We start from the raw sequence: 13,893 nt of genomic DNA, 5'->3' as shown, positions 1-13,893 counted from the left end.
AAATGTCAGGCGTTGCCAGCATTGCCGTGTCACAGCACCGATTTGGTCTTGGCGACGTGAGGTTTGCGCAGGCCCATCAGGCTGCTCAACCCTTTGGAAATAAGCGGCCAGAACAGCATCAGCAGCGCCGCCGTGGTCAGGCTGCCCACCAGCGGGTTGGACCAGAAAATCCCCAAGTGGCCGTCAGAAAACAGCATCGATTGACGGAACGCATCTTCAGCCTTGTCACCCAGCACTGCCGCCAACACCAGCGGCGCAATCGGGTAACCGAGTTTCTTGAACAAGTAACCCAGCGCGCCGAAGCCCAGCATCAGCACCACGTCGAAGAACGAGTTGTGCACCGAGTAGGCACCGATGGCGCAAACCATGATGATGATCGGCGCAATGATCGAGAACGGAATGCGCAGGATCGAAGCGAACAGCGGCACGGTGGCCAGCACCACGATCAGGCTCACCACGTTGCCCAGGTACATGCTCGCAATCAGGCCCCAGACAAAATCGTGCTGCTCGACGAACAACGTCGGGCCAGGGTGCAAGCCCCAGATCATCAAGCCACCGAGCATCACCGCTGCCGTGGCGGAACCGGGAATGCCCAAGGTCAGCATCGGTAGCAGGGCGCTGGTGCCGGCCGCATGGTCGGCGGTTTCGGGAGCGATCACGCCTTCGAGTTCACCCTTGCCGAAGTTCTCGCGATTCTTCGAGAAGCGCCGCGCCAGGCTGTAGCTCATGAACGAGGCCGCCGTCGGGCCGCCGGGCGTGATGCCCATCCAGCAACCGACCAGCGTGCTGCGCAGAATGGTCCACCAGTAACGCGGCAACTTGGCCCAGGTACGCAGAATCACCATTGGCGTAATGCGCGCATGCTCGCCGCGAAACACCAGGCCTTCCTCGACCGTGCAAAGGATTTCACCGATGCCGAACAGGCCGATCACCGCCACTTCGAAGCTGATGCCCGTCATCAGGATCGGCTGGTCGAAGGTCAGGCGCAGGTTGCCGGACACGGTGTCCATGCCGACCGCCGCCATGGCGAAACCGATCATCATCGCCACCACGGTTTTCAGCGGCGGGTTCTTGCTCATGCCGATGAAGGTGCAGAACGCCAACAGGTACACCGCGAAGAACTCCGGTGAACTGAACGACATGGCGAATGCGGCGATCTTGGTCGATAGAAAGGTCAGCAACAACACCCCGGCCAGCGCACCGATCAGTGCCGAACTGAAAGCGGCGGTGAGGGCTTCGGCGGCGCGACCTTCGCGGGCCATCGGGTAGCCGTCGAAGGTCGTCGCCACCGATGAGGGCTCACCGGGGATGTTGAACAGGATCGAGGTGATCGAGCCGCCGAACAGCGCGCCCCAATACATGCACGACAGCAGAATGATCGCCGACACCGGCGACATGGTGAACGTCAGCGGCAGCAACAACGCCACGCCGTTGGGGGCACCGAGGCCGGGCAGTACGCCGACCAGAATGCCCAGCAGCACGCCGATCACCATCAGGCCGATGTGGCCCGGGGTGAGGATCAGGTTCATGCCTTGCAGCAGGGAATCGAACTCGCTCATTTGAAATTTCTCCCGGCCAGGGCAATCCAGTCGCCCATCGGGCCGGCATCCAGCGGGACCTTGAACCACAGCGCGAAAATCAGGTAGCTGGCCAGCACCGCGCCGAGGGATACGCTGCCGATCATCAGTTTGCCGTAAGGCTTGGCGCGGACCTTGTCACGCCACATGAACCAGGCGATGAAGCAGGCCGACGCCACGTAGATGCCGGTGAACGGCATGGCGCCCACGAACAGCGCAATCGGGATGAACACCGACAACACTTGCTTGAACGCACTGCGGCTGACGAATGCAATGCTCAGGGCGTGCCAGCGCACCAGGGTCAACACGCCGTTGGCCACGCTTGCGGCGCTGAGCATCAGGCCGATGTAGAAGGGGAAGTAACCCGGCTCGGGGCCGGAATCGCCCCAGCCGATACCTTGTTCGACACTGCCGAACATCACCACCACGCCGATCAGCGCGGTGAAGACGGTCAGGCCGAGTTCGACCCAGCGGGTACCGACCAGCGCCGGTGAATCCGAAGAATGGGACATGAAAGCACCTCCAGAGGTGACGGCCGTGCGCAGGCGGACGGCCGTCGGCAACTCAGTTTTTCAGCCAGCCGGCTTCTTTGAACACCGGGGTGACGCGGGCGGTGTCTTTCTCAATGTAGGCGGTCAGCGGCTCGCCTTCGAGGAAGGTTGGCACCAGTGCGTTCTGTTTGACGTAGGCCTTGAACTCCGGGGTTTCGGTGACTTTGCGCATCAGCTCAACATAGAACGCCCGTTGCTCGGCGGTGACTTCGCCGGGCATGAACACGGTGCGCGGGAAGCGGTACTGATCGATGCCCAGGCCCTGCTCGTGGCAAGTCGGCACGTCGGCCCAGGATTTGTCGCCGGCGACTTTCTCGGTGTAGCTCATGCGTTCTTTACTGAACACGCACAGCGGCTCGACCTGATCACCGCGCCATTGGCTGATGCTTTCGCTGGGGTTGTTGACGTTGGCGGCGATGTGTTTGCCGGCCAGTTGGGTCGCGGCTTCGCTGCCGCTCTTGAACGGGATGTACACCAGTTTGCTGTTTGTGGTCTGGTTCAACAGCAGGGTGAGGGTCTGGTCCACGTCCTTGGATTGGCTGCCGCCCATGCGCAGGTTCGACGGGTCAGCCTTGACCGCTTCGTAGAAGCCCTTGGCGTCCTTCCACGGTGCGTCTTTGTAGCTCCAGAGAATGAAATCGTCCTCGGCCACGGCGGCGATGGGGGTCAGTTCCTGCCATTGGTAGCCGAGCTTGGACACCAGCGGCAACAAGTAGATGTTGTTGGTGCCGATCACCAGTTTTTCCGGATCGCCCTTGTTCATTTTCAGGTCGAGGAAAGCTTCGGCACCATTGCCGCCGCCCTTGTTGAGGACGATGGTATTCACGTCGAGCAGCTTGTGGGTGGTGATGATCGACTGGATCAAACGGCCGAGCTGGTCGGTGCCGCCACCGGGACCGCCAGCGACGACGATTTCGACGTTCTTGTCCGGTTGCCAGGCGGCGTGGGCCAGGGCGGGAAGGGCGCCGGCGGCGATCAGCGTGCAGCCAAGAAACAGACGGGATGTGCGACGGACGAATGCATTTCGCATGGAAGGGCCTCGTTTTTGTAGTTGTTATGAGTGACTTGTCTGAGCGGTAAAGCTGCAAGCCTGGCCCGAGTGTGGGAAGCCTCAGGCGTCGCGTCTAGTCAAAACAATACATACACCGATAGCCTGGGGTTATAGCTCGGGAGGGGAAAAATCGTGAAGATCGCCGCGGGCCTTGCGCCAGAGCAGTTTGAGTGGAAAGTGTGTGCAGGCCTTATCCATTGAAAGCCCCCTGAAAGCAGGGCATGACATAACCCGAGGCTATCGCCTTATTTCAAGTTTTGATTAGACGGTTATCAGTGAGCCTTCGATAGTGCTCACCAATGCCGTAAAAACACGGCAAAACGCGAACCCTGTAGGAGCCGGCTTGCCGGCGATGGCGGAATGTCAGGCGCCATCAATATCAATTGATGCACCGCAATCACTGTAGGAGCCGGCTTGCTGGCGATTGCGGTGTATCAGTCAACATTGATAGCGCCTGACCCACCGCAATCGCCAGCAAGCCGGCTCCTACAGGTCGGTGTTTGCAACTCCACAAAAATAATAAATTCGAGGTACGCACCATGGCTCGTTCCAGTGCTTCCCTGCAATTACCCGCCGCAGCGGCCACACCGCTGACCGGCACCACCAAGGCCAGCAATGTGCGCTGGCGGATCTTCGCGATCATCTTCGCGCTGACCATGGTCAACCTCATCGACCGGGTGTCGCTGTCCATTGCGATGCCGACCATCGCCCATGAGTTTTCCCTGTCGCCAAGCATGCAAGGCCTGATCCTCAGCAGCTTCTTCTGGGCCTATGCGCTGTTGCAGATTCCCGGCGGCTGGATGATCGACCGCTTCGGCCCGCACCGGGTCATCAGTTGGTCCACCGGGTTGTGGGGGACGTTTCAAGTGTTGGCGGCATTTGCCACGGGCGGCTTGTCATTGTTGTTCGCCCGCGTTGCACTCGGTGCTGCCGAGGCTCCCTTGTTCCCGTCGGGCGGCAAATTGATTTCGTTGTGGCTGGCGCCAAGCGAGCGCAGTCGCGGCGCGGTGCTGATGGACAGCGGCAGCCCGTTGGGCGTGGCGCTCGGCGGGTTGATCATCGCCTATCTGATCGCGTCGCTGGACTCATGGCGCCTGGCGTTCGTGATCGCCGGTATCGCGACGCTGGTACTGGCGTGGCTGGCGCGGCGGTATCTGCGCGATGACCCGGCCAGTCACCCGCAAGTGAATGCCGAAGAACTCGAGAAGATCAACGCCGGGCGCGCCACGCCGGCAGCCGAAGCGGCGCGAGTGCCGGTCAAAGGCCTGGGCATTGCGGCCCGTTCCCTGAGCGGTTTGTTGATCGGCCGCGCCAGTTGGGCGATGGTGTATTTCGGCTTGCTGACCTGGGGCCCGAGTTATCTGGCGCAGGCTCGCGGCTTCGATATCAAGGGCATTGGCGCGGCGACGTTCGTGATTTTTGTCTGCGGTGCGCTCGGCTCGTTGACCGGTGGTTTCCTCTGCGACGGGCTGATCCGCAAAGGCGTCAGTCGCGGTGTGGCGGTCAAGAGTCTGCTGGCGTTTTCCGGCCTGGTGGCCCTCGGCGCGTTCCTGTTATTGCCGACCCTGACTAACCCTTTTGCCGCCGTGGCGTTGTTGGCCATGACTGCGTTTTTCCTGATGTGGGGCAGCCTCTACTGGAGTTTCCCGGCATTGCTGGCGGCGCCGGCGCGGGTCGGCCTGATCGGCGGCGTGATGAACATGGCCGGCAGCACGGGCGGGATTGCGGTGCCGATCCTGGTCGGCGTGATCCTGCAAATGGCCGGTGGATTCGCGCCGGTGCTGGGTTTCTTTGCGGCGTGTTCGGCGGTCTTCGTTTTCGCCACGCTGTTCATCAGCCTCGACGAGGTGCGCCATGACTGAGTTGTATACGGGGCCGATCATCGACGCCCATCACCACTTCTGGGACCCGACGATCAATCACCATCCGTGGCTCGCGCCTGAAGCCAGGATCCCGTTTCGCTACGGCGACTACAGCGCGATCAAACGGCGCTATTTTCCAGACGATTACTTCGCCGATGCCGGGCCGCATAACGTCGTGCAAACGGTGTACATCGAGACCGAATGGGACCCGCAAGACCCGATTGGCGAAACCCGATTCATTGAAGGTTTGGCGGCGCGTTACGGCGTACCGAATGCAATCGTCGCGCAGGCCTGGCTCGATCATCCGGACGCCATCGCGGTGCTCACCGAGCAGGCGAGTTTCAAGTGCGTACGCAGCGTGCGCCACAAACCCGGTGGCCCGACTTCGACGGCGCAGGTGGGCCATCTGCGCAGCCTGATGAGCGATGAACACTGGCGCCGCAGTTACGCCGCGCTGCAAGGGCTGGGGCTGCATTTCGATTTGCAGACACCCTGGTGGAACCTCTACGAAGCCGAACGGCTGGCCCGGGACTTTCCCGGCACCACGCTGATTCTCAACCACGCCGGGTTGCCCAATGACCGCAGCGCCGAAGGCCTGGCGGGGTGGCGTCTGGCGATGGCACGACTGGCCGAATGGCCGAACGTGCAGGTGAAGGTTTCCGGCCTGGGCCTGAAAGGGCAGGCGTGGCGCGCCAAAGACAATGCCTGGATCGTGCGCGAAGTGATCGCCATGTTCGGCACCGACCGCGTGATGTTCGCCAGCAACTTTCCGGTGGACAGCCTGTGCGGCTCGTTCGACGACATCTACAGCGGTTTCAAATCCATCGTTGCTGACCTGCCATGGGCGGATCAGGAGCGCCTGTTCTACAGCAACGCGCAGCGGGTTTATCGCTGCGAGCCTAGCGCCATTGACCGTACATGGCCCGAACCCTTGAGGAGTGAAGCATGAGCAAGACAACCATCGCCATGGTCCTGGGCGACCCGGCGGGCATCGGCCCGGAACTGATCGCACGCCTGCTCGCCGAGCCTCAGGTTCGCAGCCAGGCCAACGTGATCCTGATTGCCGACGAGGCGGAAATGCGGCGCGGCATGCGCATCGCCGGGGTGGAATTTCCATACCGTCGCGTCGAGTCGCTGGATCAGCTGTCATTTGTCGATGACACGCCGTTGTTCTATGACTTTCGCGGCGACACCATCGGCGAATTCCCGCGCAGTGAAGCCAGCGTCATTGGTGGCCGCTACAGCCTCGACACTCTGGAAAAAGCCCTGCGTCTCACCGAGGCCGGCACCACCGGCGCGGTGCTGTTCGGGCCGCTGAACAAGACCTCGCTGCACATGGCCGGCATGGCCCACAACGACGAGTTGCACTGGTTCGCTGAGCTGCTGGATTTCCACGGGCCGTTCTGCGAATTCAACGTGCTCGACAACCTCTGGACATCGCGGGTGACTTCGCATGTGGCCTTGGCGGAGGTGCCGGGCATGCTGACGCAAGCGCGGGTGGTGGAAGCGATCCAGCTGATCGACACCGCGCTCAAACGCAACGGCCTGGAGAAACCGCGCATCGGCGTGTGCGGCCTGAACCCGCACAACGGCGACAACGGCTCGTTCGGTCGCGAAGAACTGGACATCATCGGCCCGGCCGTACGTTCGGCGCAGGCGTTGGGGATTGCGGCCGAAGGTCCGTACCCGGGCGACACGATTTTCCTCAAGGTGCAGGGCGATGCGAGCGCCTTTGACGCGGTGGTGACGATGTACCACGACCAGGGACAGATCGCGATCAAGTTGATGGGCTTCTCCCGTGGGGTGACGGTGCAGGGCGGCTTGCCGATCCCCATCACCACACCGGCCCATGGCACCGCGTTTGATATCGCGGGGCAGGGCAAAGCCAACCCCGGCGCGATCCGCCAGGCGTTCGAAATCGCCTGCCGCATGGGCACCAACCACTACTGACCCCCCACAAAACTCACCAACACACCGCAAAGCTAACTGACACACCGCAACTCCCTGTAGGAGCCGGCTTGCTGGCGATGAGGGCCTGACAGACACAGATGAAGTGCCTGTCAGACCTCAATCGCCAGCAAGCCGGCTCCTACAGTAATGCGTGGTGCTGCCAGGTTGTTCAATCAACGCAAAACCCCATGTGGGAGCGAGCCTGCTCGCGATAGCGCTCTATCAGTCACTGCAATGTGCCTGTCAGATCGCCTTCGCGAGCAGGCTCGCTCCCACAGTTGTTTTAGGGGGCGCCTGATAACTCGATCTAGGCAATAACCGCACTTACCTATCACCCCAGGTTATCGATGGATGTGCATAAGTGATTATCCGTCGCCCTGTGCGCTGGCTAAAGTCGCTCCATCGAATGACCAGAGCCGGCCACCCGAGCTGCCTCGATCGCACGATTCAACAACTACAAAAAGCCCGCCTTGTCACTTCCGCAAGGCACATACCGGCAGCAAAGGAACCTTCACATGACTCGTCCAGATTTCGCCCTGGCTCTGTCCAGTGCCATCTCCAAAAGCCGGCTGCGTCTGCTGCCGTTTCTGATCCTGATGTACATCCTCGCCTTCATCGATCGCTCCAACGTCGGCTTCGCCAAAGCCGCGTTGCAGGCCGACACCGGTTTGGGCGATGCCGCGTTCGCGTTCGGCGCGAGCATCTTCTTCATCGGCTACGCGTTCTTCGAAGTGCCGAGCAACTACATGCTGCACCGCCTCGGCGCGAAGGTCTGGCTGTGCCGGATCATGGTCACCTGGGGCCTGGTGTCGGCGGCAATGATGTTCGCCCACAACGCCGAAACCTTTTACGTCCTGCGCTTCCTGTTGGGGGTCGCCGAAGCCGGCTTCTTCCCGGGGATCATCCTTTACCTCACCTACTGGTTCCCGGCACAAAGCCGTGGCCAGGCGCTCGGTCTGTTCTACTTCGGCTTGCCCCTGGCGCTGGTGCTGGGCAGCCCGCTGTCGGGCTGGTTGCTGGACTTCCACGGCGTGTTCGGCCTGACCAATTGGCAATGGTTGTTCGTCGTCGAAGGCTTGATGGCGTCGGTGGTCGGCATCGCTGCGTACTTCTATCTGGTCAACCGCCCGGCCGATGCCACGTGGTTGAGCGTCGATGAAAAGCAGGCGCTGCAAACCGCGCTCAGCGAAGAAGACGCGAAGAAAAAAGACAGCAGCCCCCATGGTTTTCTCAGTGCGCTGCGCAACCCTCGGGTGCTGCAATTCTGCCTGGCGTATTTCACCATTCAGATGAGCGTATACGGCGTGGTGTTTTACCTGCCGACGCGCATCGCCGGGCTGCTCGACGGCCACGTCGGCCTCAACGTCGGCCTGATCACCGCGATACCGTGGGTCTGCGCTCTGGTCGTGACCCGTCTCGTCACTCGCTACGCCGACCGTACTGGCCAGCACCGTCGCCTCGCCGTGTGCATGCTGACCATGGCCGCCCTCGGCATCGCCGCCTCGGCGCTGGGCACCAGCATGGTTCCGGTGGTCCTCGCCTTCTGTTTCGCCGCTGCCGGTTTCGTCTCGGTGCAGCCACTGTTCTGGACCATTCCCACCAGCTACCTCAGCGGTGCCGCCGCAGCTGGCGGGATCGCCCTGATCAACTCCATCGGCAACCTCGGCGGCTTCGTCGCGCCGAACCTGAAAACCGTGATGGAAACCAGCTTCGCCGACCCCCGCGCCGGCATGTTCGCCCTGGCCCTGGTCGGCATTGTCGGCGCCGTCCTGTTGTCCCGACTTCGCAGCACCCACACCCCTAAATCCCCCTCGCAGCTCACACCGGCTCAGGTTGGCTGATCACTACCCAAGCGTTAGCAAGGAATTGAATTCATGAAAATCAAAGCAATCCGTACCCGCGTTTTCGAGTGGAAAGGCAAAGTCGTCCCACCACAAGCGCACTTCTGCACCAACGCCAGCGACATCCTGTTCGAGCGCGGCGACGCCATGGGTTCGTTCCGTTTCCACGGCTGGCTGGTGGTGGAAGTCGAGACCGACACCGGTCTTGTCGGCATCGGTAACTGCGCCTTGGCGCCACGCGTTGCCAAGGAAATCATCGACACCTACCTGGCGCCGATTGCGATTGGTGAAGACCCGTTCGACAACGAATACATCTGGCAGAAGATGTACCGCCAGAGCCACGCCTGGGGCCGTAAAGGCATCGGCATGGCGGCGATCTCGGCGATCGACATCGCGATCTGGGACATCATGGGCAAAGCGGTCAACAAACCGGTGTTCAAGTTGCTCGGTGGCCGCACCAAGGAAAAGATCTGGACCTACGCCTCCAAGCTCTACGCCAACGACAACCTCGACCTGTTCCTCGAAGAAGCCCAGGGCTATCTGAACCAGGGTTTCACCGCGCTGAAAATGCGTTTCGGCTACGGCCCGAAAGATGGCCCGGCGGGCATGCGCAAGAACATCGAACAAGTGCGCGCACTGCGTGAGCTGGCCGGCCCGGACATCGACATCATGCTCGAATGCTACATGGGCTGGACCCTGGAATACGCACGGCGCATGTTGCCCAAACTCGCCGAATTCGAACCGCGCTGGCTCGAAGAACCGGTGATCGCCGACGACATCGAGGGCTACATCGAGCTGAAAAAAATGGGGATCATGCCGATCTCCGGCGGCGAGCACGAATTCACCTCCTACGGCTTCAAAGACCTGCTGGAACGCCGCGCCGTCGACGTGATCCAGTACGACACCAACCGTGTGGGCGGCATCACCGCTGCGCGCAAGATCAACGCCATGGCCGAAGCCTGGTCGGTGCCGGTGATTCCGCACGCGGGGCAGATGCACAACTATCACCTGACCATGTCCACCACCGCCTCGCCGATGGCCGAGTTCTTCCCGGTCTTCGACGTCGAGGTCGGCAACGAACTCTTCTACTACGTGTTCAAGGGCGAGCCGCAACCGGTCAACGGCTACATCCAGCTCGACGACAACAAGCCGGGCCTGGGCCTGGAAATCTCCGATGAATACCTGAGCGACTTCAACATCATCGAGTGACCTTGAGGCGCCGCTTTTGGGCGGCGCCATCCCCGACTTTATGGAGGGCCGTCATGCGCCTGATTCAATTTGAAAACACTGCCGGTGAGCGTCAGGTCGGCGTCGTCGAAGGTTCGCAGGTCCAGGTGCTCAAAGGCACCCGCAGCACCCGTGAACTGGCTCTCGCGGCGATCCGCGCCCAACGCAGCCTGCAAGAAGAAGTGGCCCAACGCGGCACCGAGGCGGGCCCGGATTACGCGCAACTGTTGCAGCAGGGCAACGTCCTGCCGCCGCTGGATCACGAAGACCCTGCGCACTGCCTGATCAGCGGCACCGGCCTGACTCACCTCGGCAGCGCCTCGGCGCGGGACAAAATGCACCAGCAGGATGGCGCCGTTGAAGCCGGCATGACCGACACCATGCGCATTTTCAAGTGGGGCCTGGAAGGTGGCAAACCCGCAGCCGGGCAGGTCGGCGCGCAGCCGGAATGGTTCTACAAGGGCGACGGCAGCATCGTCGTGCGCCCCGGCGCGGATTTCCCGGTGCCGCCGTTTGCCGAAGATGCCGGTGAAGAACCGGAGCTGACCGGCCTCTATGTGATTGGCGATGACGGTCAGCCGTATCGTGTCGGTTATGCCTTGGGTAACGAGTTCTCCGACCATGTCATGGAACGCCGCAATTACCTGTACCTCGCGCACTCGAAACTGCGTTTCTGCGCCTATGGTCCGGAGCTGCGTGTCGGTGAATTGCCTAAACACCTGGCGGGCACCAGCCGCATCATCCGCAACGGCGAAACCCTCTGGGAAAAAGAGTTTCTCAGCGGCGAAGACAACATGTGCCACAGCCTCGCCAACCTCGAATTCCATCACTTCAAATACGCGCAGTTTTTGCGTCCGGGCGATGTCCACGTGCATTACTTCGGCACCGCGACGCTGTCGTTTGCCGACGGCGTGAAAACCCAGCCGGGTGATCGCTTCCAGATCAGCCACGACGCGTTTGGCGCACCGTTGGAAAACGGCATCGGCGAAAGCGCCCAGCCGTTGGCCATCGGCCAAGTGCGTTCGCTCTAAAACTGGCGGAACGCTTGATCCCTGTAGGAGCCGGCTTGCTGGCGATAGCGATTTGTCAGGCGAAATTTATGTTGGCTGACCCTACGCCATCGCCAGCAAGCCGGCTCCTACAGGTCCGTGCTAATTGATCAGGAATTACCTCATGACCACGTTACTTGGACACAACTACATCGGCGGACAGCGCAGCGCCAACGGCACGTTGCAACTGCAAAGCCTCGACGCCACCACCGGCGAGCCGCTGCCCGGCACCTTCTTCCAGGCGACTGAAGCCGAAGTGGATGCCGCCGCCAAAGCCGCCGCTGCGGCGTACCCGATCTACCGCAACCTGAGCGCGGAAAAACGCGCGGCGTTCCTCGATGCCATCGCCGATGAAATCGATGCGCTGGGCGATGACTTCGTCGCCACGGTCTGCCGGGAAACGGCACTGCCGGCCGGGCGTATCCAGGGCGAGCGCGGGCGCACCAGCGGCCAGATGCGTCTGTTCGCCACGGTCCTGCGGCGCGGTGATTTCTACGGTGCGCGGATCGATCGGGCCTTGCCGGATCGTCAGCCGTTGCCACGCCCGGATCTGCGCCAGTACCGCATCGCCATCGGTCCGGTGGCGGTGTTTGGCGCCAGCAATTTTCCTCTCGCTTTTTCCACGGCGGGTGGCGATACCGCTTCGGCACTGGCCGCCGGTTGCCCGGTGGTATTCAAGGCGCACAGTGGACACATGGCGACCGCCGAACGGGTCGCGGACGCCATCATCCGCGCCGCCGAACGCACGGGCATGCCGGCGGGTGTGTTCAACATGATTTATGGCGGTGGCGTTGGTGAGTGGCTGGTCAAGCACCCGGCCATTCAGGCCGTGGGCTTCACCGGTTCGCTCAAGGGTGGCAATGCCCTGAGCCACATGGCCGCGACCCGGCCGCAACCGATCCCGGTGTTTGCCGAAATGTCGAGCATCAACCCGGTGTTCCTGTTGCCCGAAGCCCTCGCCGTGCGGGGCGAGCAGATCGCGGCGCAACTGGCCGGTTCGGTGACCTTGGGTTGCGGGCAGTTCTGCACCAATCCGGGTTTGGTCATCGGTTTGCGTTCGCCACAGTTCAGCGCTTTCCTTCAACAGTTCTGCGCCAACATGAACGAGCAGCCGGCACAAACCATGCTCAACGCCGGCGCACTGGTCAGCTACAGCCAAGGCCTTGGGGAATTGCACGAACATCCGGGGCTGACGCACCTGGCGGGCAAACCGCAGCAGGGCAATCAGGCGCAACCGCAGGTGTTCAAGGCCGATGTCAGCCTGTTGCTCAAGGGCGATGAGTTGCTTCAGGAAGAAGTGTTCGGGCCGACCACCATCGTCATCGAAGTCGAAGATCGGGCGCAGCTCGCGGCGGCGCTGCACGGCCTGCGCGGGCAATTGACGGCGACGCTGATCGGCGAGGCCGAAGAGCTGCTGGAATACCGCTGGCTGGCGCAATTGCTACAGGAAAAAGTCGGGCGGATCTTGCTCAACGGCTATCCGACCGGGGTCGAAGTCTGTGAGGCGATGGTGCATGGCGGGCCGTATCCGGCGACGTCGGATTCTCGCGGGACGTCGGTGGGGACGCTGGCGATTGATCGATTCCTGCGGCCGGTGTGCTTCCAGAATTACCCGGATGCGTTGTTGCCCGAGGCGTTGCAGAACGCGAATCCGCTGGGGATTCGGCGGTTGGTGGATGGCGAAGAGAGTCAGTTAGCTTTGTAGTGCCTGAGCGATTGCTTTCGCGGGCAAGCCTCGCTCCTACAGGTCCTGCACAAAACCCGTAGGAGCGAGCGGTGCGGCGATCCGACTTGCCCGCGAAGGCGTCATCAGCAGCACCACAACTCTATTTGGCGGTCACCTCGGCGACCTTCATCACCGAAGGCTTCAACACCAACCACAACGCCGCCGCAATCAACACCCCGCCATACACGTGCGCCATCGACAACGGCTCATCCAGCAGCAACGCCCCCCACAACACCCCGAACGGCGGAATCAGGAACGTCGTTGTCATCGATTTCAAAGGCCCGATCGAGCTCAGCAGACGGAAGTAAATAATGTACGCAAACGCCGTGCACCCCAGCCCCAATCCCAGCAACGACAGCCACACGCTCCAGCCGCCCCAGCTCGCCGGTGGCTGGCTGATCACGCTGTAGCCGAACAACGGCAGCAGGAACAAGGTCGCCCCGAGCATGCTACCCAGTGCCGAAAGACGACTGTCGAGCCCGCCGGCCTGATCGAGCCAGCGGCGGGCGAGGAACCCGGCAAAACCGTAACAGGTGGTGGCGAGCAGGCAGGCGAGGGCGCCCATCAGCAGTTGCAGGTCGAAGGCCACCGGGCCGGCACGGGTCAGCACGCCAACACCGAACAAACCGAGAAACACCCCGCCGAGCTTGGCGGCAGTGAGCCGCTCACTGAAGAACAGGCCGCCGATCAACACGCCCATCAGTGGCGTGGTGGCGTTGAAGATTGCCGAGTAACCGGCGGGCAGCACCTGGGCCGCCACTGAATAGAGGGTCGCTGGTATCCCGGAGTTGATCACCCCGAGCAGCATCACGGTTTTGAGCTTGCCCTTGAAATCCCAGCTGATGCGCATCAGCCCGACAATCACCAGCAACCCGACCGCCGCAATCGACACGCGGAAAAACGCCGTGGGGATGCTGCCAATCACTGGGGCGATGATGCGCATGAACAGGAAACTCGCGCCCCAGATGGCCGCCAGCGACAGTAAACGAACGATATCGACAGGGCTCACGGTGCACTCCTTCCTTGATGGGGACGAGAGTGTTGCCGAGAGCCTTGCCT

At 61.9% G+C, this 13,893-nt stretch carries 11 protein-coding genes; 7 read left to right on the top strand and 4 right to left on the bottom strand.

What is annotated here, in order from left to right; translation table 11 throughout:
* Nucleotides 1-29: 29 nt before the first annotated feature.
* The 3 genes from KGA82_RS02785 to KGA82_RS02775 are packed head-to-tail and all read right to left on the bottom strand — an operon-like array spanning nt 30 to nt 3,158.
* Complete coding sequence (locus KGA82_RS02785) at nt 30-1,559, bottom strand: tripartite tricarboxylate transporter permease (RefSeq protein WP_223449578.1); 1,530 nt, start codon at nt 1,557-1,559, stop codon at nt 30-32.
* Nucleotides 1,556-2,089, bottom strand: coding sequence for a tripartite tricarboxylate transporter TctB family protein (locus tag KGA82_RS02780; RefSeq protein WP_008029063.1), 534 nt, complete (start codon nt 2,087-2,089; stop codon nt 1,556-1,558). The genes KGA82_RS02785 and KGA82_RS02780 overlap by 4 nt, the downstream gene beginning before the upstream one ends.
* Before the next feature lie 52 nt (nt 2,090-2,141).
* Nucleotides 2,142-3,158 (bottom strand): Bug family tripartite tricarboxylate transporter substrate binding protein, encoded by a 1,017-nt coding sequence (locus tag KGA82_RS02775; protein WP_008045229.1) that lies wholly within the window; start codon nt 3,156-3,158, stop codon nt 2,142-2,144.
* Between the two features lie 560 nt (nt 3,159-3,718).
* Here KGA82_RS02775 and KGA82_RS02770 point away from each other — a divergent pair.
* From KGA82_RS02770 to KGA82_RS02740, 7 genes are all read left to right on the top strand, one after another.
* Nucleotides 3,719-5,041, top strand: a complete 1,323-nt coding sequence (locus KGA82_RS02770) for an MFS transporter (RefSeq protein WP_008029058.1) — start codon at nt 3,719-3,721, stop codon at nt 5,039-5,041.
* Complete coding sequence (locus KGA82_RS02765) at nt 5,034-5,990, top strand: amidohydrolase family protein (RefSeq protein WP_223449577.1); 957 nt, start codon at nt 5,034-5,036, stop codon at nt 5,988-5,990. The genes KGA82_RS02770 and KGA82_RS02765 overlap by 8 nt, the downstream gene beginning before the upstream one ends.
* Nucleotides 5,987-6,991, top strand: coding sequence for a 4-hydroxythreonine-4-phosphate dehydrogenase PdxA (locus tag KGA82_RS02760; protein ID WP_223449576.1), 1,005 nt, complete (start codon nt 5,987-5,989; stop codon nt 6,989-6,991). Before KGA82_RS02765 ends, KGA82_RS02760 begins: the two co-directional genes overlap by 4 nt.
* A 515-nt stretch (nt 6,992-7,506) precedes the next feature.
* On the top strand, nt 7,507-8,832 hold the full coding sequence (locus KGA82_RS02755) for an MFS transporter (RefSeq protein ID WP_223449575.1): 1,326 nt from the start codon (nt 7,507-7,509) through the stop codon (nt 8,830-8,832).
* A 33-nt stretch (nt 8,833-8,865) separates the two neighbouring features.
* On the top strand, nt 8,866-10,041 hold the full coding sequence (locus KGA82_RS02750; protein ID WP_008043480.1) for an L-rhamnonate dehydratase: 1,176 nt from the start codon (nt 8,866-8,868) through the stop codon (nt 10,039-10,041).
* A 53-nt stretch (nt 10,042-10,094) separates the two neighbouring features.
* Nucleotides 10,095-11,090 carry an AraD1 family protein gene (gene araD1, locus KGA82_RS02745; RefSeq protein WP_223449574.1) on the top strand — a complete coding sequence of 332 codons (996 nt, stop codon included), beginning with the start codon at nt 10,095-10,097 and terminating at the stop codon, nt 11,088-11,090.
* A gap of 142 nt (nt 11,091-11,232) precedes the next feature.
* Nucleotides 11,233-12,813 carry an aldehyde dehydrogenase (NADP(+)) gene (locus KGA82_RS02740; protein ID WP_223449573.1) on the top strand — a complete coding sequence of 527 codons (1,581 nt, stop codon included), beginning with the start codon at nt 11,233-11,235 and terminating at the stop codon, nt 12,811-12,813.
* A gap of 121 nt (nt 12,814-12,934) precedes the next feature.
* Here KGA82_RS02740 and KGA82_RS02735 read toward each other — a convergent pair whose 3' ends face one another.
* Nucleotides 12,935-13,843 carry a DMT family transporter gene (locus tag KGA82_RS02735; protein WP_008043472.1) on the bottom strand — a complete coding sequence of 303 codons (909 nt, stop codon included), beginning with the start codon at nt 13,841-13,843 and terminating at the stop codon, nt 12,935-12,937.
* Nucleotides 13,844-13,893 lie beyond the last annotated feature (50 nt).

Source organism: Pseudomonas sp. BF-RE-22 (assembly GCF_019956155.1).
GTDB lineage: Bacteria > Pseudomonadota > Gammaproteobacteria > Pseudomonadales > Pseudomonadaceae > Aquipseudomonas > Aquipseudomonas migulae.
Note: the sequence above shows the minus strand (reverse complement) of the source record. Positions and strands in the feature narration are given on the sequence as shown.